This is a genomic window from Rhizobium sp. NZLR1 (assembly GCF_017357385.1).
In the GTDB taxonomy this organism is placed as follows: domain Bacteria; phylum Pseudomonadota; class Alphaproteobacteria; order Rhizobiales; family Rhizobiaceae; genus Rhizobium.
Genome location: NZ_CP071633.1, coordinates 688,106 through 710,408 on the forward strand (window position 1 = coordinate 688,106; position 22,303 = coordinate 710,408).

Sequence of the window (22,303 nt, forward strand, 5' to 3'; positions counted from 1 at the left end):
GCAAACGGAAAGACGGCCGCATCTGGAGCGTCAGAGGGCGACCGACAGGGCACTATCGCGTCGGGGGGCTATCTCCTGCGAATTCACCATCGCGCCCGCGAGCTGCCGGAAAGTGACAAGCCCCAATGTTTCCCCGGAGGGCGAAACGACCCTGGCATCGCCCTCTGGCGCCGATGCCAGCATTCGGACGGCCTCTTCGACGGTCGTGCCTGCCGCAATCGCCAGTCCAACCGGCGCCGCACCGGAGTGCAGCGGCGTCATGACGGCTTCGACATGGATGACCCGGCCTCGATTGACCTCCTTGACGAAGTTGGCGATGTATTCGTCCGCCGGACGCAGAACGATGTCCTGGCTGGTGCCCTGCTGGATGACTTCGCCGTCGCGCAGGATGGCAATCTGGTCGCCCAGGCGAAGTGCTTCATCGAGATCGTGGGTGATGAAGACGATAGTTTTTTTGATCTCTTTTTGAATGTTGAGAAGCACCGTCTGCATGTCCGTGCGGATCAAAGGATCGAGCGCCGAATAGGCTTCATCCATCAGAAGGACCGGCGCGTCGTTGGAAAGGGCGCGCGCCAGGCCGACGCGCTGCTGCATGCCGCCGGAAAGCTGGTTGGGATATCTTTGCTCGAAGCCCTTCAGGCCGACCCGCTCCAGCCAGCGCATGGCGATGTCGGTCGCTTTCGCGCGCTCCACGCCCTGCACTTCGAGGCCGAAGATGGTGTTGTCGAGAACATTCCGGTGCGGCAGAAGCGCGAACTTCTGAAATACCATCGCCGTCTGGTGCCGACGAAACGCCCGCAATTCGGTCTCGTTCATCTTCACGACATCGACGCCGTCGACCAGCACTTCGCCGGCGGTTGGATCGATCAGACGATTGATGTGGCGGATGAGCGTCGATTTCCCCGACCCCGAAAGGCCCATGACTACCTGGATGCGGCCGGAGGGAATCTCGACATTGATATCCCTCAGGCCCAGCACGTGACCGTGCTTTTCGTTGAGTTCGGTCTTTGACATTCCCTTCTGGACGGCATCGACATGCGCGGAGGGGTTGGGACCGAAGATCTTGTAGAGATGGCGGATCTTGATGCCGCCGAAACGCTGATCAGCCATGGACGATCTCCCGATGCTTCTGGAGCCTCTTGCCATACGCCTGGCTGACTCGGTCGAAGATGATGGCGATGCCGACGATGGCAAGGCCGTTGAAAATACCCAGGGTGAAATACTGGTTTGCAATCGCCTTCAGCACCGGCTGGCCGAGGCCCTGGACGCCGATCATCGATGCGATGACCACCATGGCCAGCGCCATCATGATCGTCTGGTTGATGCCGGCCATGATGGTGGGAAGCGCGAGCGGCAGCTGCACCTTGAACAGCTTCTGCGCGCTCGAGGTCCCGAAGGCATCGGCTGCCTCCAGCACATCCTTGTCGACCAGCCGGATGCCGAGGTCCGTTAGCCTTATCATCGGCGGAATGGCGTAGATGACGACGGCGATCAGTCCCGGCACCTTGCCGATGCCGAGCAGCATGACGACAGGGATGAGATAGACGAAACTGGGCATGGTCTGCATGACGTCGAGGATCGGATTGATCACGCGCTGCAGCCGGTCGGAACGTGCCATGAATATTCCCATCGGAATGCCGATGGCGATGGAAAGAACCGTGCAGACGAAGATCATCGAGACCGTCCGCATCGTATCGTCCCACATGTCGAAATAGCCGATCAGCAGCAGCGTCACCAGACAGCCGAAGACGACCTTCAGGCTGCGGCTCCCAAGCCATGCGATGGCTAGGATGATCGCGGTGATGATCGGCCACGGCGTCTGCGTCATGAACCGTTCGGCGGCGATGAGGAAATGCTGCAGCGGAATGAAGAGGGTTTCGATGCCGTCGCCGTAGGCGCGGGTAAATCCGCGAAAGCCGTCATCGATCGCCTTCTTCAAATTGCGAAGCGCGTCGTCATCCATATGTGGGAATTTATAAAACCATTCCATTCGGATCCCCTTTTTCTTCAAAGAGCCGCCGCAGTCTTTTTGATTTTATCGGCTGTGAGAGGCGGTGCGCTTTTCGCGCACCGCGATAGTCAATGTTAAAGCGCAGCTTCGATCTTCGTGGCCGCCTCAGGCGAGACCCACTTGGTCCAAAGGTCCTTGTTTTCCTTCAGGAAGTGCTTGGCGCCGTCTTCACCAGTTGCCTGGTTGTCGGTCATCCACGACATCAGCTTGTTGACCGTGTCATTGCTCCAGGAGCGCTTCGCCAGATAGCCCATGACCTCAGGCCCGACCTTTTCCGAAAAGGGCTTGGCAACCAGGGTGACGACATGATCGACCGGCCAGGCATTGGGCTTCGGGTCGGCGCAATCGGCGACGGTGATGCAACGCTTCCATTCGGCGGCATCCTGCGGCACCCCGGCTTCGAGCTTGACCATCTGATACTTACCGAGCAGCGCGGTCGGCGCCCAGTAGTAACCGGCCCAGCCTTCCTTGCGCTCGTAAGCCTTGGCGATTGAACCATCGAGACCGGCGGCCGAGCCGGTATCGACGAGGGTGAAGCCCGCCTTCTCGGCTTCGAAGGCCTTGTAGAGCTGCGAGGTGACGACAGTGCCACCCCAGCCCTGCGGGCCGTTGAAGATGGCGCCCTTCTTCGCGTCTTCGGGATCGGGGAAGAGTTCCGGATGCTTCAGCACGTCGCCGATGGTCTTGATATCGGGATGAGCGTCGGCGAGATATTTAGGAATCCACCAGCCCTGCACGCCGCCATCCGGCAGTGGAGAACCGACCTGAACGATGCGGCCTTCTTCCGTGCCCTTCTTGACGACGTCGGGGAGAAGATCGATCCAGGCTTCGGGCGCGATATCCGGCTGGCCTTTTTCGGCCATGGAGGTGATCGTCGGGACGGTGTCGCCAACGGTGATGTCAGCGCTGCAGCCATAGCCTTCGTTCAGGATGAACTTGTCCAGGTTTGAGAGAACTTCGGCGCTCTGCCAGTTCATGCTGGCGATGGTCACGCTGCCGCATTCGGCGGCGCTGGCGAAAGACGCTCCGCCAATCAGGCCGAATGTCAGACATGTCGTTGCGAGTAGTTTTTTCATTGTCGTTCCCTCTGTTTAGCGGCTGGTCTTGCCGAGCGGGGTGCCGCAGTGCCCGCCCCAACGGTCGTCAGGAAACCTTTCCCATACTCACCGATTTCTCAAATGCCGCCGACAAACCCTTGGCGATCGACGCGTCGAATCCCGCAGCGCGCATGCTTTCGATGGCCGCCGCCGTCGTACCGCGATAATCGAGAAAGGTCTGAACGACGTCTTCGGGACTTTCGTCGCGGCGCTCCAAAAGGCGACCGGCGCCTGTCATCACCGTATTGACGGCGCGGCGCGCAATCTCCGCCGGCAGGCCGCGGGCGACGGCGTCATCCATCATGGCAGCCGCAAGCAGCGCCGGCAACGCCGGTCCGGAGCCGGAAAGGCCGGTGAGGTAATCGATGTCGCCTTCCCTTGCGACCTCGTCCTGCGATCCGCAGGCCTCGAAAATGGCGCGGACGACGGCCCGGTCATTTTCCGTGACCTCGCTTGTGCCGATCCACGGCGTATAGGACTTAGCCACTTCGGCAGCCGCATTCGGCAGGGCGCGGACGACACGGCCGGTCTTGTGGTGTTGCGAAAGGGCGGCGAGACCAATCCCCGCCATCACCGAAATGACGAGCTTGCCGCCGGCATCGACATCAAGGGGATGCCAGTCATCAGGACGGACTGAGAGGAAGATCACGTCCGAGCGGTCGGCCAGCGCCTGATTGTCGGCCGTCCAGAAAGAATTCAAGAAACGATCCGGCTGTTTACCGCGATAGGAGAGAGAGAGCTTTCGAGGCTCTAGCAAACCCGCGTCGAGGATCGAGGCGGCGATGGCTCCGCCAAGCCAGCCGCTGCCGCCAATAATACCGATCCTCAAGGAAACGCTCATCTCGGCTTTCCTCTAATCGGGCTTGTGGCCATGCCGGGAGAAGAAGCGATCGAGCTCCCTCTGCTGCGGCACTTCGCCCGTGTAGATCGCGATATATTCGGGAATCCGTTTCATGCGGACGGCGAGTTCCTCCCTTGATTGCATGGAGATGTATCCGATCTGGACGAGGTAAGTTGTACGCGCTCTGACATCCGATGTCGTTTCTGGTAACCCGAACCGCATGAACATGCGCTTGAGCGCCTCCAGCCGAATCTGATCGGCCTTCTGGACCTCTGCGAGAAGCTCGTCGGACTGCAGCGCCCAACTGCGCACGGCAAATTCGAACTTCGCGTCGAACAGATCGTTGTCGAGCCAGCAATCGAAGACATTGAGCATCGCTTCGGCGAGCGATTCCGCATAAGCCTCAGATCGCTTGACGATGTTGCCGGTGTTTTTGTCGCGCCATAGCGCCACGAGTGCACTCAACAGCTCCTCCCGATCCTTGAAGAACCAGTAGAAGCTCGTGCGCGAGAGATTTAGCTTTTTCGCCAGCGGCAGAATTTTCACCGAATCCACGCCGGACTCCAGCAGTGAGTGGTAAGCTGCTTCCAGCCATCCTTCCTGTGATCCGCGCCAACCGGTGTCGTTCAAAGCCTGATCCATAGGTTATCTCCTATCAAATTCCGAGGTCGCGCACAAGAAAAATGTACAGAAGTGTCAAAAATAACGACCATAATGTTTTCAATATTGACACATATGTACATTACGCCTAGCGTCTCCTCTGGTATTTTTAATCGGAACCGCGGCCCATGTCGAACGATCCTCTCCTTCAGCCCTATCAGCTCAAGCACTTGAAGTTGCGTAACCGTATTATCGTCACCTCCCACGAGCCGGCCTATCCCGAAGACGGTATGCCGAAGGAGAAGTATCGTGCCTACACGGTGGAGCGGGCAAAGGGCGGAGTGGCATTGACGATGACGGCGGGCTCGGCTGCGGTGTCCAGGGATAGTCCGCCGGTTTTCAACAATCTGCTGGCTTACAAGGACGAAATCGTTCCGTGGATCAGGGAAATGACCGACGCCGTGCACGAAGAGGGGGCGGCGATCATGATCCAGCTCACCCATCTCGGCCGGCGCACACGCTGGGACAAGGGCGACTGGCTGCCGGTTGTCGCCCCATCGCATCATCGCGAGGCATCCCATCGTGCCTTTCCGAAGAAGTTGGAAGATTGGGATATCGAGCGCATCATCAAGGATTTCGCCGACGCAGCCGAACGCATGAAGGCGGGCGGTATGGACGGCGTCGAACTCGAGGCCTACGGCCACTTGATCGACCAGTTCACGTCGCCGCTCACCAACGAGCTCGATGGTCCCTATGGCGGCTCGCTCGACAACCGGCTGCGTTTCTGTTTCGATGTGTTCAAGGCGATCCGGCAGAGGGTCGGGGACGAGTTCATCCTGGGCGTGCGCTACACGGCCGACGAATGTCTTCCGGGCGGCACCGGCAAGGCCGAAGGCATCGAAATCTCCAGGCGCCTCAGGGACAGCGGCCTTATCGACTACCTGAACGTAATCCGCGGTCACATCGATACCGACGCTGGCCTGACCGACGTGATCCCGATCCAGGGCATGGCGAATTCGCCGCATCTCGATTTCGCCGGCGAAATCCGCGCCGCGACAGACTTCCCGACTTTCCACGCCGCGAAGATCCCTGATGTCGCCACCGCGCGCCATGCGATCGCCTCCGGCAAGGTCGATATGATCGGCATGACCCGCGCCCACATGACCGACCCGCACATCGTCCGCAAGATCATCGAGAAGCGGGAAGAGGACATTCGTCCCTGCGTCGGCGCCAATTACTGTCTCGACCGCATTTATCAAGGCGGGGCCGCCTACTGCATCCACAATGCCGCCACCGGCCGCGAACTGACCATGCCGCATATGGTGGCGAAGGCCGACGCCAGGAAAAAGGTCGTCATCGTCGGCGCCGGCCCGGCCGGTCTGGAAGCAGCGCGCGTTGCCGGAGAACGCGGCCACCAGGTGGTCGTTTTCGAAGCGGCGAACAATCCCGGCGGCCAGATCCGGCTCACCGCCCAGAGCGAGCGCCGAAAGGAAATGATAAGCATCATCGACTGGCGCATGAGCCAGTGCGAGAAATACGACGTCACCTTCCATTTCAACACCTGGGCGGAAGCTCACTCGATCGAAGCCGAGAATCCCGATGTCGTCATCATCGCGACGGGCGGTTTGCCGCATACCGAGGTTCTCTCGAGCGGCAACGAGCTGGTGGTCTCGTCATGGGACATCATCTCCGGCGACGTGAAGCCTGGAACCAACGTGCTGATCTTCGACGATGCCGGCGACCATGCCGGCCTTCAGGCGGCGGAGTTTCTGGCCAAGGCCGGCGCCAAGGTCGAGATCATGACGCCGGACCGGTCCTTCGCGCCCGAAGTTATGGCCATGAACCTGGTGCCCTATATGCGCTCGCTTCAGAAGCACGACGTGACCTTCACCGTCACCTATCGCTTGGAAGCTGTCGAGAAAAGCGGCAATCAGCTCGTCGCTCATGTCGGCAGCGATTATGGCGGGATTGCCCGGCAGCACAGCTTCGACCAGATCGTCGTCAACCATGGGACCATCCCGCTCGACGAGCTCTATTTCGAGCTGAAACCCAGCTCGAGCAATCTCGGCGAGATGTCGCACGACCAGCTTCTTTCCGGGGAACCTCAATCCGTCATTCGCAATCCCGAGGGCAAGTTCCAGCTGTTTCGGATCGGCGATGCTGTCGCTGCGCGCAACACGCATGCCGCCATCTATGACGGCCTGCGCATCGCCAAGGATATATGATCGCAAGAGGGGCCGCTCGCCGGCCGCTCATTTCGGGGGGATGACATGAGTTTACGCGGAGAAAGCCTGCAGCTTTTCGTGGATGCGGCGTCTGCCGCTTTCGACCAATTCGCAAAGGCGCCGGAAGCACGCCGCTCGATCGGTCAGTTTTTTGCGGCGTTGGAACGGCGGGGAGCCGCACGTGCGGGAGAGGGAAGCCGGTTGCCGGTGTGTCATCACCTCGATCTGGCGCTCGCGATCGATACGTCCTATCCTTCGCTGACGGGATTAATCGAGGCCTTCAAAGGCATCGAGCCGATGCTTGAATGGCGTCGGCGCACCAAGTATGACCACACGGCCGACGACAATTTCGTCGATGGGCATGCCAATGCCATGATCATCGGCCCGGGAGGATTGGAGGAGCGGAACGACCTGTGGCTCGGTGTGACGTTAATGGCGCCTCAGGTGCGCTATCCGGACCATGACCATGCGCCCGAGGAAGTCTATCTGGTGCTTTCCGAGGGAGAGTTTCAGCAAGGGGAAGGGGACTGGTTTTCGCCTGGTATCGGCGGATCGTTCTACAATATCCCTGGAATCAAACATGCCATGAGGTCGGTGGGCACACCGCTCTTCGCCTTCTGGGCGCTGCTTGCCGAACGGCCGCACTGACGGCCGGCAGTCTAGGAAATAAAAGGGGTTTTGCAAATGAAGATTCTCGTACCCGTCAAACGGGTCGTCGACTACAACGTCAAGATCCGGGTGAAGCCGGACGGCACGGGTGTCGAGCTTGCCAATGTGAAGATGTCGATGAACCCGTTCGACGAAATCTCGGTGGAAGAGGCGCTGCGGCTGAAGGAAGCCGGCAGGTGCGAGGAAGTGATCGTCGTTTCGATCGGTCCGGCCAAGGCCGAAGAGACGCTGCGGACCGCCCTTGCCATGGGCGCCGACCGGGCGATCCTGGTCGAGACCGACGATGCCGTCGAGCCGCTCGCCGTCGCCAAGATCCTCAAGGGCATCGTTGATGCCGAGCAGCCGGGTCTTGTCATCGTCGGCAAGCAGGCGATCGACGACGATTCGAACCAGACCGGCCAGATGCTGGCAGCACTGCTGGGGTCCGCCCAGGCCACCTTCGCCTCGAAGATCGAAATCGCTGACGGCAAGGCTGAGGTCACCCGCGAAGTCGATGGCGGCCTGCAGACGATCGAGATCACGCTGCCGGCGGTCATCACCTCGGACCTCAGGCTGAACGAACCGCGTTATGCCTCGCTGCCGAACATCATGAAGGCGAAGAAGAAGCCGCTCGACAAGAAGAGCCCGGCCGATTTCGGTGTCGACACCACGCCGCGGCTGAAGGTTCTGAAGACCGAGGAACCGTCGGGCCGCAAGGCCGGGGTCAAGGTCAAGTCGGTCGCCGAACTGGTCGACAAGCTCAAAAACGAAGCCGGCGTGCTTTAAGCAGGAAAGAGAGAACAACATCATGACCATTCTTCTTCTGGCCGACCACGACAATCAAAGCCTCTCCGACCAGACCGCCAAGGCGCTGACGGCAGCAAGCCAGATCGGCTCCGATATTCACATCCTCGTCGCCGGCAAGGCTGCCAAGGCAGCCGCCGATGCCGCGGCAAAACTCTTCGGCGTCGCCAAGGTGCTGCTGGCCGAAAGCGACGAGCTCGCCAACAATCTGGCCGAGCCGCTTTCCGACCTGATCGTTTCGCTGGCCGGTGCCTACGACACGATCATCTCGGCTGCCACCTCGACCGGCAAGAACGTGCTGCCGCGCGTCGCTGCCCTGCTCGACGTCGCCCAGGTCTCCGAAATCATCGAAGTGATCTCATCCGACACCTTCAAGCGGCCGATCTATGCCGGCAATGCCATTCAGACGGTGCAGGCAAGTGATGCGAAGAAGGTGATCACCGTGCGCACCGCCTCCTTCGCTTCGGCAGCCGAAGGCGGTTCTGCCAGCGTCGAGGCGATCCCGGCGATCTCAGATCCGGGGCTGTCGCGTTTCGTCAAGGATGCACTGTCGGCCTCCGACCGTCCGGAGCTGACCTCGGCCAAGATCATCATCTCCGGCGGCCGGGCGCTCGGCTCGGCCGAGAAGTTCCGGGAGGTCATCCTTCCCGTTGCCGACAAGCTCGGCGCTGCCGTCGGCGCCAGCCGCGCTGCCGTCGATGCCGGTTATGCGCCGAACGACTGGCAGGTCGGCCAGACCGGCAAGGTGGTGGCGCCTGATCTTTACATTGCCGCCGGCATCTCCGGCGCCATCCAGCATCTGGCCGGCATGAAGGACAGTAAGGTCATCGTCGCCATCAACAAGGACGAGGAGGCGCCGATCTTCCAGGTTGCCGACTACGGATTGGTCGCCGATCTGTTCGAGGCCCTGCCGGAATTGGAAAAGGCGCTCTGAGCGAGGGAGACCGAACGTGGTGCGCGCGGTGGGACGTCCAATCAAACGTGGGGCCGACCTTCTTCTGAACGATGAGGAAAAGCCGGCATATATACGGCTGCACGACATCGGGAGGGAAAGGCGTCCTCGGCCGCTGCAGGAATTCCTCAACGACGTCGGCGGCCTGATGTTGTCGGCGGAGGCTCCTGCCGTCGCCAGTTTCGTCGCCGGCAAGGTTCTCCAGAAGCTGCTGAAGACCGGCAAGGTGCGCGGCCCGGAGGGCGGGCCTGCTCTACCAGGCGCGCCCGAAGGGCTTGATGACGCCATTGGCAATCTTGCTCAATCAGGACGGAAATACGAGGCGATCGCCGGCCAATTCAGAAGTCTTGCCGACAGCCTGCTCTGGCGCCGCGGCCGCTCCGGTCCGTTTGCAAGCCTGAATTTCGGCAACACGCATTCTCATGCGGTGGTGATCGGCCCCGGCGGCATGGAGGAACGCGCCGATCTCAGGGTCGGCGTGATCTATATGGACCGCTATACCCGGTTTCCCGATCATGTTCAGACGCAACCGCGCGCCTTCATCCTGCTGTCGCCTGGAGAAATCTGCCTTGGCAATTCCCAGTGGTTCTCTGGGGAGACTGGCACGGTCTTCGCGAACGATGCAGGGCAATCGTTCGCAATCAGATGCACGGCAAGGCCGCTTCTCGCAGTCTGGTGCCAGGTTGAACGGGAGACGTGATGGCGCTTTGGCCGCGATCGGCGAAACAGGCCGGTGAGAAGCCAGTCTATTCAAATATATAGCAGTCAGCATTCAATTTAAGAGGAAGATATCAAGATGGACGTTCGCGCCGCCGTTGCCGTTCAGGCCGGAAAACCGCTGGAAGTGATGACCGTGCAGCTGGACGGCCCGAAGGCCGGCGAAGTGCTGGTCGAGGTCAAGGCGACCGGCATCTGCCACACCGACGATTTCACCCTGTCGGGCGCCGATCCGGAAGGCCTGTTCCCGGCCATCCTCGGCCATGAAGGTGCCGGCATCGTCGTCGACGTCGGCCCCGGCGTCACCTCGGTCAAGAAGGGCGACCACGTCATCCCGCTCTACACGCCGGAATGTCGCGAATGTTATTCCTGCCTGTCGCGCAAGACCAATCTCTGCACCGCGATCCGCTCGACCCAGGGCCAGGGCGTGATGCCGGACGGCACCTCGCGCTTTTCGATCGGCAAGGACAAGATCCATCACTATATGGGCTGCTCGACCTTCGCCAATTTCACCGTGCTGCCGGAGATCGCCCTTGCCAAGGTCAATCCCGACGCCCCCTTCGACAAGATCTGCTACATCGGCTGCGGGGTGACGACAGGCATCGGCGCGGTGATCAACACCGCCAAGGTCGAGATCGGCGCCACCGCCATCGTCTTCGGTCTCGGCGGCATCGGCCTCAACGTGCTGCAGGGCCTGCGGCTTGCCGGTGCCGACATGATCATCGGCGTCGACATCAACAGCGACCGCAAGGAATGGGGCGACAAGTTCGGCATGACGCATTTCGTCAATCCGAAAGAGGTCGGCGATGACATCGTGCCCTATCTGGTCAACCTGACCAAGCGCAATGGCGACCTGATCGGCGGCGCCGACTATACGTTCGACTGCACCGGCAACACCAAGGTGATGCGCCAGGCGCTCGAAGCCAGCCATCGCGGCTGGGGCAAGTCGATCATCATCGGCGTTGCCGGCGCCGGCCAGGAGATCTCCACCCGGCCGTTCCAGCTGGTCACCGGCCGCAACTGGATGGGCACCGCCTTCGGCGGCGCGCGTGGCCGCACCGACGTGCCGAAGATCGTCGACTGGTACATGCAGGGCAAGATCCAGATCGACCCGATGATCACCCACACCATGCCGCTCGAAGACATCAACAAAGGCTTCGACATGATGCACAAGGGCGAAAGCATCCGCGGCGTGGTGGTCTATTAAGCCATGAAAACCATCTCGACAGAGAAGTCACACGACGGCATCCAGGGGGGTTACGTTAATCGCTCGGAGGTCTGTGATTGCGACATGACCTTTGCTGTCTTCGTGCCGCCGCAGGCGCTCAAGGGCAACTGCCCGGTTCTATGGTACCTTTCCGGCCTGACATGCACGCATGCCAATGTCATGGACAAGGGCGAGTATCGGCGGCTTGCGGCTGAGCTCGGACTGATCGTCGTCTGCCCGGATACCAGCCCGCGCGGTGACCACGTCCCCGACGAAGCCGACAATTGGCAGTTCGGCAAGGGTGCGGGCTTTTATGTCGATTCCACCCAGCCGCCCTATTCGGCGAACTATCGGATGTACAGCTACATCGTCGACGAGTTGCCGCGGCTGCTGGCCGCGGAATTCCCGGTCGACATGGGCCGCCAGGGAATCTTCGGGCACTCGATGGGGGGGCATGGCGCGATCACCATCGCGCTCAAGAACCCGGATCGCTTCCAGAGCTGCTCGGCCTTCGCGCCGATCAGCCGTCCCTCGGTCTCCGGCTGGTCGAAACCGGCATTGCGGAAATATCTCGGGGCGGATGAAACGACCTGGCGGGCCTATGATGCCTGCTCGCTGATCGAAGACGGGTACCGGTTCCCGGAACTGTTCGTCGATCAGGGGACGGCGGATAGCTTCCTGGAGGACGGATTGCGTCCCGATGAGCTCAGGCAAGCCTGCGAAGCGGCGGGCATCGACCTGTCGCTTCGCATGCAGGAAGGCTACGGCCACTCCTACTCTTTCATTTCGACATTCATGGAAGACCATCTGCGCTGGCATGCGCAGAGGTTGGGAAATTAGTTTGGAAGGGCTCGGCCGGGCATAACGCAAACGGCCAGGGAGGGAAGGAGAAAAGCAATGAGCATAGCTATTCATCCGCTAGTGGATTCAGGCTTTCAGGCGACTGACGCTGCCTTTGCAGGCGGAACGCTCGGGTGCAAGTGCACGAGCAACCCCGTAAAGGTCAGGATCAAGGGCGATATCGCCCATAATCACGCCTGCGGCTGCACCAAGTGCTGGAAGCCAGAGGGCGCCGTCTTTTCGGTCGTGGCAGTTGCGCCGACCGACAGCGTCGAAGTGTTGGAGAACGGTGACAAACTTGCCGTCGTCGAAGCCGCGGCGCTGATCCAGCGGCATGCCTGCAAGCAATGCGGCGTGCATCTGTACGGCCCGGTCGAGCGTGAACATGCGTTCCAGGGATTGTCGTTCATCCATCCGGAGCGCTTCCAGGAAGGCGGCTGGGCAAAGCCGGGCTTTGCGGCCTTCGTGTCGTCGATCATCGAAAGCGGCTTCGATCCTGGCAAGATGGACGCCGTCAGAGCGCAGTTGAAGGCGTCGGGCCTCGAGCCGTACGATTGCCTCAACCCCGGCTTGATGGACTATATCGCAACCTGGACCGCCAAGAAGAGCGGAGCGCTCGCCCCGTGATCTAATGGGGACGCCGACCTCGACGGCCCCAACAAAACCGCCGCCATCAGCGTGATATCCGCAGATGGCGGCGCGCCGCCGTGCCGCGGCCAGCTTTCGACGCCCGATGATTGGCGTTGACGCGCCGAAGGCGCTGATAACCCGCCACGAAGAACTCTCTCCGACGACCGACGCAGGTTTCCAGAAGGAATTGCCCGCGGTTTCGGCCAATCCGCGTATCGGGCGCAAGCCAATCCCTCACCTTGGAATTGAAACGGCGCCGAACCGGCAACGGCTCCGCGCGACTTCGCGATATTGTGTATCCTGGGAATAATAATTGTGTACTCAAAGTACACAATTATTTGACTCCTCATGAGTGCCGTGCCATCTTCATGACGTAGAGCAACAATGGCTGGAGATCGACGATGGCGAGGACACCCAAGAGCAATCTCTACGAAGATCTGAAACGCCGGATTCTGACGATGGAACTGGACCCGGACGCCGATCTGGACGAGGCCAGTCTGAGCGAAAAATATGGGCTCTCCCGGACGCCGGTCCGCGACATATTCCGCCGCCTTGCCGGTGAGGGCTATATCGATATCCGCGAGAACAGGGGTGCGCGGGTCATCCCGATGAACCACTCCACGCTGCGCAATTTCTTTCTTGTCGCGCCGATGATCTATGCGGCGATCGGCCGTCTCGCCGTGCAGAATTTCAAGCCCGCCCAGCTTGTCGACCTGAAGCAGACCCAGGAGCGCTTTCGCGCCGCCAGCGAGGACGCAGACGCCCTGAGAATGGTGCTGGAGAACAACCGCTTTCACGAGATCTTCGGCGAAATGTCGGGCAACGTCTATCTGCAGCCGAGTCTCGGCCGGCTGCTCATCGATCACGCGCGCATCGGCCACACGTTCTTCCGACCGAGGAACGAGGACATGAAGCGGCGGCTGCAGGTGGCGGTCGACCACCATGACGGCTTCATCGCCGCGCTCGGCGCTCACGACGAGAATGCCGTCGTCGATCTCGTTTTCGAACACTGGGAATTGTCCCGCGAGAACATGGAGATGTTCATCGCCCCGCAAGGCCTGAAAGCGGACGCCTTCCTCGGCGCTCCGGCCACGCAATTATTGGAGAAGTCACCGTGAAGTTTGAGGGGATCTATACGCCGGCGGTGACGCCACTCGATCAAAATGGACAGATCGACCGGGCCGGATTTACCGCCGTGCTCGAGTCGCTGATCGAGGCGGGAGTGCACGGCATCATCGTCGGCGGTTCGACGGGCGAATACTACGCCCAGAGCAGCCAGGAGCGTTTCGAACTCGCCGCCTATGCGCGAGAAGTCATCGGCACACGGCTGCCGCTCATCATCGGGACCGGTGCCATACGTACCGAAGATTCGGTCGAATATGCCAAGGCGGCGAAGGAAATCGGCGCGGATGCAATCCTGGTGTCGTCACCGCCCTACGCGCTGCCGACCGAACGCGAAAACGCCGTCCATGCGCTGACGGTCGATCGCGCCGCCAACCTGCCGATCATGCTCTACAACTATCCGGCCCGCATGGGCGTGGTGATGGGCGAGGAGTATTTCTCCCGCGTCGGCAAGTCGAAGAACGTCATCGCCATCAAGGAAAGCTCCGGCGACATGGGCAATCTTCATCGGCTCGCCCGGAAATTTCCGCATATCGCGCTGTCCTGCGGCTGGGACGATCAGGCGCTCGAATTCTTCGCATGGGGTGCGAAGAGCTGGGTCTGCGCCGGCTCAAACTTCCTGCCGCGCGAGCATGTCGCTCTCTATGAGGCCTGCGTCCTGGAAAAGAACTTCGACAAGGGCCGGGCGATCATGACGGCAATGCTGCCGCTGATGGATTTCCTTGAATGCGGCAAGTTCGTCCAGTCGATCAAGCACGGATGCGAATTGATCGGGCTGAATGTCGGATCGGTCCGCGCGCCGCTGCGTCCGCTCAACTCCGAAGAAAAGCGAACCCTCCAGACCGTCGTCGCCACATTGAAGCGCACGGTCGCCCAGATCACATCGGGAGCAAACCATGCATGAACCCTTGACCGCCGCCGAATACAAGGCGATCGCCACCGAGCTTCAGTTTCCGACGAATGCCTTCATCGATGGCGCATTCCGTCCGGCAAATTCCGGCAAGACCTTCGCCTCCACGAACCCCGCAACGGGCGAGGTCCTTGCCGAAATCGCCGCCTGCGATTCCAGCGACGTCGACTTCGCCGTTACGAAGGCGAGGGATGCGTTCGATGATGGACGCTGGCGGCTGCGCTCGCCGGGAGCGCGCAAGGAAGTGCTTCTGAAGCTCGCCAAGCTCATGGAGCAGAACAGGCACGAGCTTGCCGTCCTGGAAAGCATCGACAGCGGCAAGCCGGTGCGGGAATGCCAGACGGTCGATATTCCTGATACCATTCATACGATCCGCTGGCATGCCGAGCTGATCGACAAGCTTTATGACAACACCGCCCCGGTCGGAGCCAACGCGCTGACGATGATCGTGCGCGAGCCGATCGGCGTCGTCGGATGTGTGCTTCCATGGAATTTCCCGCTGCTGATGCTGGCCTGGAAGATCGGCCCGGCGCTCGCCGCTGGCTGCTCGGTCATCGTCAAGCCGGCCCAGGAAACGACGCTGACGACGCTGCGTGTCGCCGAGCTTGCCCATGAAGCCGGCATTCCGGCTGGTGTGTTCAACGTCGTCACCGGCTCCGGCCGCGAAGTCGGCGAACCGATCGGCCTGCACATGGGTGTCGATATGGTCGCCTTCACCGGATCGACCCCGACCGGCCGCCGCTTTCTGCGTTATGCCGCGGATTCGAACCTCAAGAAGGTCGTACTCGAATGCGGCGGCAAGAATCCCGCGGTCGTTCTTGACGATGCCGAAGACCTGGATCTCGTTGCCGAGCAGGTGGTCAACGGCGCCTTCTGGAACATGGGTGAGAACTGCTCTGCCACGTCGCGTCTCATTGTTCATTCCAAGATCAAGGACGAGTTGCTGAAGCGCATCGGCGCCTATATGCGCGAATGGAAGACCGGCGATCCGCTCGATCCGGACAATCGCATCGGCGCACTGGTCAGCAAAGCGCATTTCGAGAAGGTGAAATCCTTCCTCGACGACGCCAAGACGGAGAAGCTAACGGTCGCCCACGGCGGCGAAACGCATGGCGGCATCTTCATCGAGCCGACGGTGTTCGATGGCGTAACGCCCGCCAGCCGCCTGTTCCAGGAAGAGATCTTCGGGCCGGTACTCTCGGTCACAACCTTCAATTCGCTTGCCGAAGCGATCGCCCTTGCCAACGACACCAATTACGGCCTGACGGCGTCGGTCTATACCGGCAGCCTGAGAAACGCCATCAAGCTCGCGCGCGAAATCCGCGCCGGCGTCGTCACCGTCAACTGCTTCGGTGAAGGTGATGCCACCACGCCGTTCGGCGGCTACAAGGAGTCCGGCTTCGGCGGCCGCGACAAGTCGGTCTTTGCTCACGACAATTACTGCGAACTCAAGACCATCTGGATCGACGTATCCGAGCGGTCGGTCGACGAGACCATCCGATGAGCCGCCATGTGATCAAGCACCTGCCGACCGACACCGGCGTTTCGGGATGGGAGGCGACCAGCGAACGCGCCTTTCCCGTAGCGGCGCTTGAGCACGACACTATTGCGGACTGGCTGATCATCGGCGGCGGATTTGCCGGCCTCTCGGCGGCGCGCCGCCTCTCGCAATTGCGCCCCCAGGACAAGATCGTCGTCCTGGAGGCTCGCGAGCTCGCCAAGGGTCCGGCCGGCCGGAATTCCGGTTTCATGATCGACGTGCCGCACAACCTGTCCTCGGGCGAGTATTCGGTGGCCGACGAAGAGGCGACCAAAGAGGAGATTCGGCAGAACCGCCTGGCGATTGCCTTCGCAGCCGATGTGGCGGCCGAAAACGGCCTGTCGCGGGAAACCTTTGACCCATCGGGCAAGGTGAATGCCGCGGCCTCCGACCGGGGCATGGGTCTCAACGACAATTACAGGAAGTCGCTCGAGAAGATCGGCGAGCAGCATCGCGTTCTCGATGCACATCAAATGCGAGAGATGACCGGTTCTCGCTATTACCATGGCGGCCTTTACACGCCGGGCGCGGTAATGATCCAGCCGGCCGACTATATTCGTGGCCTGGCGCGCGGGCTCCATTCGAAGGTCGCCATCCACGAGCACTCGCCGGTGCTGGAGCTTTCGCGCGAAGGCAGGACCTGGAAGGCGAAGACCGGTTGCGGCTCCGTTTCGGCGCCGAAGGTCATTTTGGGCGTCAACGGCCATATTCAAAGCTTCGGCCATTTCCGCGGCCGGCTGATGCACATCTTCACCTACGCGTCGATGACATCGGCCTTTTCCCAGAACGAATTCGCAGGTGACGTCACCGGTGTGGATCGCTGGGCGCTATTGCCGGCCGACCCGATGGGCGCGACGGTGCGCAAGATCACCAAGGACGGGCTTTCGAGGATCGTCGTCAGGACGAGGTTCACCTATGACCCGAGCCTGAAAGTGTCGGAGAAGCGCGTTGCCGGTATCGCGGTCGAACAGCGCCGGTCGTTCGATGCCCGGTTCCCCGGGCTGGAAAGCCTGCCGATGGAATATAGCTGGGCGGGCGCGCTCTGCCTTAGCCGGAACCATGTGCCGGCATTCGGCGAGGTCGAGGAAGGGCTCTTTTCCGCCTGCTGCGAGAACGGTCTCGGCACGGTCAAGAGCACTTTTGCGGGCATGATGGCGGCCGATCTGGCGGCGGGTGCCGGTAGCCTCGAACTCGACAAATACAGCAATCAGCCGGAACCGACGAGATTGCCTCCGGAGCCCATCGCGTGGCTCGGCGTCAACTCGGTCATCCGCTTTCAGGAATTGCGCGCAGGCCGCGAGGGATGATCCCTCTGCCCGCGCAATATGAAGACTGCCGCCCGCAGACTTCAATGAGTATGGGAACGAAAACCAGGAGTAAGAACAATGAAGACTTTGTGGAAGGCGCTTTGCGCCGCTGCGGTGATAGGGATCAGCATCCTTCCTGCTCGCGCGGAAGAAAAGACGATCAATCTGGGCACGATGTCATGGGAAGACCTGACGCCCATCACCGGCATTACCAAGAAGGTTCTCGAAGATGCCGGTTACACCGTCAAGGTGACCGAGTTTTCCGAATGGGGCATCGCCTATGCCGCTCTTGCCAAGGGCGATATCCAGGCTCTCACCTCGCAGACCGACTACGTCGCTCAGGATTACTGGGACAAGAACAAGAACCGTCTCGAGAAGATTTCGCCGGTGTCGCACGGCCTCTACCAGGGCGTTGCCGTTCCGAAATATGTTCCGATCGACTCGCTCGATCAGCTCAGTGAAAATGCCGACAAATTCGGCGGCAAGATTATCGGCATCGAGCCGGGCGCCGGCCTGATGCGCGATACGGCGAATGCTGTCAAGGATTACGGCCTCAAGCTCCAGCTCGTCGAGGGCAGCACGGCCGCGATGACGGCGGCGCTGAAATCCGCCTATGATCGCAAGGAATGGATCGCGGTCACGATCTGGGAGCCGTCGTGGATGGTCCAGAAGTACGAGGTCAAGTATCTCAAGGACCCGAAGGGCGTATTCCCGCCGCCGCAGAGCTACTACTGGATCGGCCATAAGGGCTTCTCAGAAGAAAACCCGCACGCCCGCGAGGTCATGGCAAGCGTCTACGTGCCAATCGCCGACATCACCACCATCAACGGTGAAGTCAATGACGGCAAGACGATGGACCAGGCCGTGCAGGATTGGATCGGCAGCCATGCCGACCTGATCAAGCGCTGGGAAAACATCAAGAAGAAGTAATCGCTTCATGGCCGTCCGATCCGTCGGGCGGCCAACCTGAAATGAAGAAGCCAGCGCCGATTGGCTCAAAGGGGATCGCGATGAAAACCGCCAATATCGATGCCGAAGATGTCCTGATCGACTGCCAATCCCTCTGGAAGGTCTTCGGAGGCAAATCCGCCGCAGCGATGAAGTCAATCAAGGAGCGCGGCCTCGGAAAGACAGACGTCTTGAAGGAATTCAATTGTGTCGTCGGCGTTTCCGATGCGAGCATCGAGGTCCGGCGGGGCGAAATCTTCTGCATCATGGGATTGTCGGGAAGCGGAAAATCGACGCTTATCCGCCTTCTCAACAAGCTGATCACGCCGAGTTCCGGCAAGGTACTCGTCAAGGGACGCGACATCGCCGCCTTGTCGCCGGTTGATCTCAGGCAGATGCGGGCCAAGAACATCGGCATGGTGTTTCAGAGCGTCGCGCTGCTGCCGCACCGGACAGTGCTGGAAAATGCCGCCTTCGGCCTCGAGGTCCAGGGAATTTCCAAGCCGGAGCGAAACAAGACTGCCGCGGCCGCCCTCGAGAAGGTTGGCCTCGCCGACTGGCTCAGCCGATACCCCAACGAGCTTTCCGGCGGCATGCAGCAACGCGTCGGGCTTGCTCGCGCGCTCGCCTCCGACCCCGAGATCATTCTGATGGACGAGCCGTTCAGCGCGCTCGATCCACTGATCCGCCGTCAGCTTCAGGATGAATTCCGCCAGTTGACCAAAGCCCTGGGCAAATCCGCTGTCTTCATCACCCATGATCTCGACGAGGCGATCCGCATCGGCGACCGCATCGCGATCATGAAGGATGGCGTCATCATCCAGACCGGCACGGCCGAGGAGATCATCCTCAACCCGGCCGACGCCTATGTCGCCGAATTCGTCGCGGGAATATCCCGCCTTCATCTGATCAAGGCGCATTCGGTCATGCGTAGTGTCGCCGAATTCCAGCAGAGCACGCCGAACGTCGACATCGCGTTGCTGGCACGCACGACGCCGGACGCCGATATCGACGAACTCATCTCTTTGACGATGCAGTCGGAGCGCGATGCCATCGCCGTCGTCGACAGTGACCAGGTCGTCGGCGTGGTCACGCTGCGCAGCCTGCTGATGGGCGTCAAAGGAACCTCGGCCCACAATCTCACGGCGGCGTGACCCCAACTGGAGCTGATTGACATGGATAGTTCAGCCTTCACCGATGTTTTCGACGAATGGACGGACTCCGTGCTCGAATGGGTGAGCGACAATGGGGAGTTCCTGTTCGACTATATCAGACAGGTTCTCGAAGGGCTCTATGACGGAATCCTCTGGCTCCTGCAACTCCCGCCGTTCTACGTGGTTGCTCTGATCGTGGCGCTTATCGGCTGGCGGCTGGTCAATATCTGGTTCGCTCTCCTCAGCTGTATCGCGCTGGCGCTTTGTTTTTCGATGGGGCTGTGGCCGCAAACGATGAGCACCCTGGCTCTGGTCTTGACCGCAACCTCAATCGCCTTGGCGATCGGCATTCCGATCGGAATCGCCGCCGGCTTCTTCACGGCGCTGGATCGTTTCATGGAGCCCGGCCTCGATCTGATCCAGACGCTTCCGCCCTATATCTACCTGCTGCCGGCGATCGCTCTGCTCGGCTACGGACCGGCCACAGCGCTGATCGCCACCGTGATCGTCGCCGTGCCGCCGGCCATCCGCCTGACCTCGCTTGGTATCCGCATGACGCCCAAAGAGTTCATCGAACTTGGAGAGGCGCTTGGGACCACGCCGACCAAGATGTTCTTCAAGATCCGCCTTCCCTTTGCGCTGCCGAGCATCATGGCAGGCATCAATCAAAGCCTGATGATGGCCTTTGGCATGGTCGTCATCGCCGGCATCGTTGGTTCCGGCGGGCTCGGAGAGACGATCTACGGCGCGATCAGGACACTCGACATCGCCACCTCCATCAACGGCGCGATCGCCATCGTGGTACTGACTATGGTGCTTGACCGAATAACCCAGAGTGCCGCTCGGCTGGGCGCAGGGAGGAAGTCATGAATCCGTCAACCTTTCAGTTTTCGCCTGGCGCTTTCCTGGCTCCATCAGTCGATTGGCTCAACACCAACCTTCACCCGCTGTTTGCTGCCATCAGTTCCGTGGTCGAAGCGGTGCTTTCTGCATTCGAGGGGGCACTCCTCTTTGTGCCGCCCTATGCGCTGATTGCGATCGTCGTCCTCCTGGCATTTTTTGCCGTCAGCCTCCGCGCCGCAATCCTGGCAGGCCTCTGTCTGGGATTCTGCCTTCTTGTCGGGCTGTGGACGGCATCGATGCAGACCCTCTCGCTGGTGACCGTCGCAGTCCTTATCTCCGTGCTCATCGCCTTCCCGCTCGGCGTCCTGTGCTCACGCTACAAGACATTGGAGGCGGTGGTGCGACCGGTTCTCGACGTCATGCAGACCGTGCCGCCATGGGTCTACCTCATCCCCGCGGTGATGATCTTCAGCCTCGGACGGGTGCCGGCAATCATCGCCACCATCGTCTATGGCATTCCGCCGATGCTCCGCCTGACGACGCTGGCCTTCAACCAGGTCCCGAAGGTATTCATCGAACTCGGCAGCGCCATCGGCGCGCCGCCGCGATCGATCCTCTGGAAGATCGAAATCCCCCTGGCCAAGCAGACGCTGCTGGTCGGGCTCAACCAATGCATTCTCCTGTCGCTGGCGATGGTCGTGCTGGCCGGCCTCGTCGGCGCAGGCGGCCTCGGCGCGGAAGTGACGCGCGGCCTGACGCGCATGGAGATGGGCCTTGGCTTGAGAGCAGGCCTGGCGATCGTCGCGGTCGCCCTGCTACTCGACCGGGTATCCCGCGGCCTGCTCGACCGCGACAGGCTGCCGAAGGCGAGATGAGCAAGGACATAACAAGATGAGAAACAGCTTCTTCTGCATCGATGCGCATACCTGCGGCAATCCCGTCCGTCTCGTCGCCGGCGGTGGTCCGCTGCTTCCGCATGTGCCCATGGGCGAGCGCCGGGAGATCTTCGTCCGCGACCACGACTGGGTGCGCAAGGCACTGATGTTCGAGCCGAGGGGGCATGACATCATGTCAGGCTCGATCATTTACCCGGCCTATCGGGAGGACTGCGATTTCGCCGTTCTTTTCATCGAGGTGAGCGGCTGCCTGCCGATGTGCGGCGCCGGCACCATCGGCACCGTGACCGCCGCGATCGAGGAAGGGTTGATCAAGCCGCGCGAAGCTGGAAGGGTCGCCATCGAAACGCCTGCCGGCAGAGTGGACGTCACTTACGAGGAGAAGGGCGGATATGTCGATTCCGTTCGCCTCCACAATGTCGCGAGCTATCTCCATGAGGCCGATGTCGAGGTCGATGTGCCAGGAATGGGCCGTCTGCGCGTCGATATTTCCTATGGCGGCAACTATTATGCCGTCATCGAACCGCAAGAGAATTGGAGCGGGCTCGACGGCATGACGGCGTCCGATATCGTCGGCTGCAGCCAGAAGCTCAGGGCGGCACTTGCGAGTGTCTGCGATCCCGTTCATCCCGACGACGCCAGGATTTCCGGCGTGCATCACGCGATCTGGTGCGATCGCCCTGTGAACGACCACTCCGGTGGGCGCTGCGCGGTCTTCTACGGTGAGAAAGCCATCGACCGGTCACCAGGCGGCACCGGCACTTCGGCGCGCATGGCCCAACTCTATGGGAAGGGGCGGATGTCGGTCGGGTCGAGTTACCGTCATGAAAGCCTGATCGGAACCGTTTTCGAGGGCCGGGTTGAAGCCGAGGCAAGTATCGGATCTTATCGCGGTATTCTTCCGAGCATCGGCGGCTGGGCCCGCGTCATCGGGCACAACACCATTTTCGTTGACGATCGTGACCCCCTGGCGCACGGTTTTCAGATTCGATAAGCGCTGCTCAGCAGCGG

The 22,303-nt window shown here is 60.9% G+C and carries 22 protein-coding genes; 17 read left to right on the top strand and 5 right to left on the bottom strand.

What is annotated here, in order from left to right:
* Positions 1-30: 30 nt before the first annotated feature.
* The 5 genes from J3O30_RS25690 to J3O30_RS25710 all read right to left on the bottom strand — a co-directional run bounded on the left by J3O30_RS25690 (position 31) and on the right by J3O30_RS25710 (position 4,591).
* Positions 31-1,110, bottom strand: a complete 1,080-nt coding sequence (locus tag J3O30_RS25690; protein WP_207584600.1) for a glycine betaine/L-proline ABC transporter ATP-binding protein — start codon at positions 1,108-1,110, stop codon at positions 31-33.
* Positions 1,103-1,990 carry a proline/glycine betaine ABC transporter permease gene (locus J3O30_RS25695; RefSeq protein ID WP_207584601.1) on the bottom strand — a complete coding sequence of 296 codons (888 nt, stop codon included), beginning with the start codon at positions 1,988-1,990 and terminating at the stop codon, positions 1,103-1,105. Before J3O30_RS25695 ends, J3O30_RS25690 begins: the two co-directional genes overlap by 8 nt.
* Before the next feature lie 95 nt (positions 1,991-2,085).
* Positions 2,086-3,087 carry an ABC transporter substrate-binding protein gene (locus J3O30_RS25700; protein ID WP_207584602.1) on the bottom strand — a complete coding sequence of 334 codons (1,002 nt, stop codon included), beginning with the start codon at positions 3,085-3,087 and terminating at the stop codon, positions 2,086-2,088.
* A gap of 67 nt (positions 3,088-3,154) precedes the next feature.
* Complete coding sequence (locus J3O30_RS25705; RefSeq protein ID WP_207584603.1) at positions 3,155-3,949, bottom strand: pyrroline-5-carboxylate reductase dimerization domain-containing protein; 795 nt, start codon at positions 3,947-3,949, stop codon at positions 3,155-3,157.
* Positions 3,950-3,961: 12 nt separating this feature from the next.
* Complete coding sequence (locus tag J3O30_RS25710) at positions 3,962-4,591, bottom strand: TetR/AcrR family transcriptional regulator (protein WP_207584604.1); 630 nt, start codon at positions 4,589-4,591, stop codon at positions 3,962-3,964.
* Positions 4,592-4,737: 146 nt separating this feature from the next.
* Here J3O30_RS25710 and J3O30_RS25715 point away from each other — a divergent pair, with 146 nt between their 5' ends.
* The 17 genes from J3O30_RS25715 to J3O30_RS25795 all read left to right on the top strand — a co-directional run bounded on the left by J3O30_RS25715 (position 4,738) and on the right by J3O30_RS25795 (position 22,286).
* A complete protein-coding gene (locus tag J3O30_RS25715) occupies positions 4,738-6,774 on the top strand; it encodes an NADH:flavin oxidoreductase (RefSeq protein ID WP_207584605.1) in 2,037 nt (678 codons plus the stop codon).
* A gap of 45 nt (positions 6,775-6,819) precedes the next feature.
* Positions 6,820-7,422, top strand: a complete 603-nt coding sequence (locus J3O30_RS25720; RefSeq protein WP_207584606.1) for a dimethylsulfoniopropionate lyase — start codon at positions 6,820-6,822, stop codon at positions 7,420-7,422.
* Positions 7,423-7,458: 36 nt separating this feature from the next.
* Complete coding sequence (locus J3O30_RS25725) at positions 7,459-8,208, top strand: electron transfer flavoprotein subunit beta/FixA family protein (RefSeq protein ID WP_207584607.1); 750 nt, start codon at positions 7,459-7,461, stop codon at positions 8,206-8,208.
* A 22-nt stretch (positions 8,209-8,230) separates the two neighbouring features.
* Positions 8,231-9,160 carry an electron transfer flavoprotein subunit alpha/FixB family protein gene (locus J3O30_RS25730; RefSeq protein ID WP_207584608.1) on the top strand — a complete coding sequence of 310 codons (930 nt, stop codon included), beginning with the start codon at positions 8,231-8,233 and terminating at the stop codon, positions 9,158-9,160.
* 16 nt (positions 9,161-9,176) lie between these two features.
* Positions 9,177-9,878, top strand: a complete 702-nt coding sequence (locus tag J3O30_RS25735; protein WP_207584609.1) for a dimethylsulfonioproprionate lyase family protein — start codon at positions 9,177-9,179, stop codon at positions 9,876-9,878.
* Positions 9,879-9,974: 96 nt separating this feature from the next.
* Positions 9,975-11,102 (top strand): S-(hydroxymethyl)glutathione dehydrogenase/class III alcohol dehydrogenase, encoded by a 1,128-nt coding sequence (locus J3O30_RS25740; RefSeq protein WP_207584610.1) that lies wholly within the window; start codon positions 9,975-9,977, stop codon positions 11,100-11,102.
* A gap of 3 nt (positions 11,103-11,105) precedes the next feature.
* Positions 11,106-11,942, top strand: coding sequence for an S-formylglutathione hydrolase (gene fghA / locus J3O30_RS25745; protein WP_207584611.1), 837 nt, complete (start codon positions 11,106-11,108; stop codon positions 11,940-11,942).
* Positions 11,943-11,999: 57 nt separating this feature from the next.
* The gene (gene gfa / locus J3O30_RS25750; protein WP_207584612.1) at positions 12,000-12,569 is read left to right on the top strand and encodes an S-(hydroxymethyl)glutathione synthase; all 570 of its coding nucleotides are present in this window, start codon (positions 12,000-12,002) and stop codon (positions 12,567-12,569) included.
* A gap of 404 nt (positions 12,570-12,973) precedes the next feature.
* Positions 12,974-13,690, top strand: a complete 717-nt coding sequence (locus tag J3O30_RS25755; RefSeq protein WP_207584613.1) for a GntR family transcriptional regulator — start codon at positions 12,974-12,976, stop codon at positions 13,688-13,690.
* Positions 13,687-14,598, top strand: a complete 912-nt coding sequence (locus J3O30_RS25760; protein WP_207584614.1) for a dihydrodipicolinate synthase family protein — start codon at positions 13,687-13,689, stop codon at positions 14,596-14,598. The genes J3O30_RS25755 and J3O30_RS25760 overlap by 4 nt, the downstream gene beginning before the upstream one ends.
* Positions 14,591-16,108, top strand: coding sequence for an aldehyde dehydrogenase (locus J3O30_RS25765; protein ID WP_207584615.1), 1,518 nt, complete (start codon positions 14,591-14,593; stop codon positions 16,106-16,108). The genes J3O30_RS25760 and J3O30_RS25765 overlap by 8 nt, the downstream gene beginning before the upstream one ends.
* Positions 16,105-17,451 carry an FAD-binding oxidoreductase gene (locus J3O30_RS25770; RefSeq protein ID WP_207584616.1) on the top strand — a complete coding sequence of 449 codons (1,347 nt, stop codon included), beginning with the start codon at positions 16,105-16,107 and terminating at the stop codon, positions 17,449-17,451. The genes J3O30_RS25765 and J3O30_RS25770 overlap by 4 nt, the downstream gene beginning before the upstream one ends.
* Positions 17,452-17,529: 78 nt before the next feature.
* The gene (locus J3O30_RS25775; protein WP_207584617.1) at positions 17,530-18,381 is read left to right on the top strand and encodes a glycine betaine ABC transporter substrate-binding protein; all 852 of its coding nucleotides are present in this window, start codon (positions 17,530-17,532) and stop codon (positions 18,379-18,381) included.
* Positions 18,382-18,461: 80 nt separating this feature from the next.
* Positions 18,462-19,553, top strand: coding sequence for a glycine betaine/L-proline ABC transporter ATP-binding protein (locus tag J3O30_RS25780; protein ID WP_246762833.1), 1,092 nt, complete (start codon positions 18,462-18,464; stop codon positions 19,551-19,553).
* A gap of 21 nt (positions 19,554-19,574) precedes the next feature.
* Complete coding sequence (locus tag J3O30_RS25785) at positions 19,575-20,423, top strand: proline/glycine betaine ABC transporter permease (protein ID WP_207584619.1); 849 nt, start codon at positions 19,575-19,577, stop codon at positions 20,421-20,423.
* A complete protein-coding gene (locus tag J3O30_RS25790; protein ID WP_207584620.1) occupies positions 20,420-21,271 on the top strand; it encodes an ABC transporter permease subunit in 852 nt (283 codons plus the stop codon). Before J3O30_RS25785 ends, J3O30_RS25790 begins: the two co-directional genes overlap by 4 nt.
* A gap of 16 nt (positions 21,272-21,287) precedes the next feature.
* A complete protein-coding gene (locus J3O30_RS25795) occupies positions 21,288-22,286 on the top strand; it encodes a 4-hydroxyproline epimerase (protein WP_207584621.1) in 999 nt (332 codons plus the stop codon).
* The last annotated feature ends 17 nt before the right edge of the window (positions 22,287-22,303 follow it).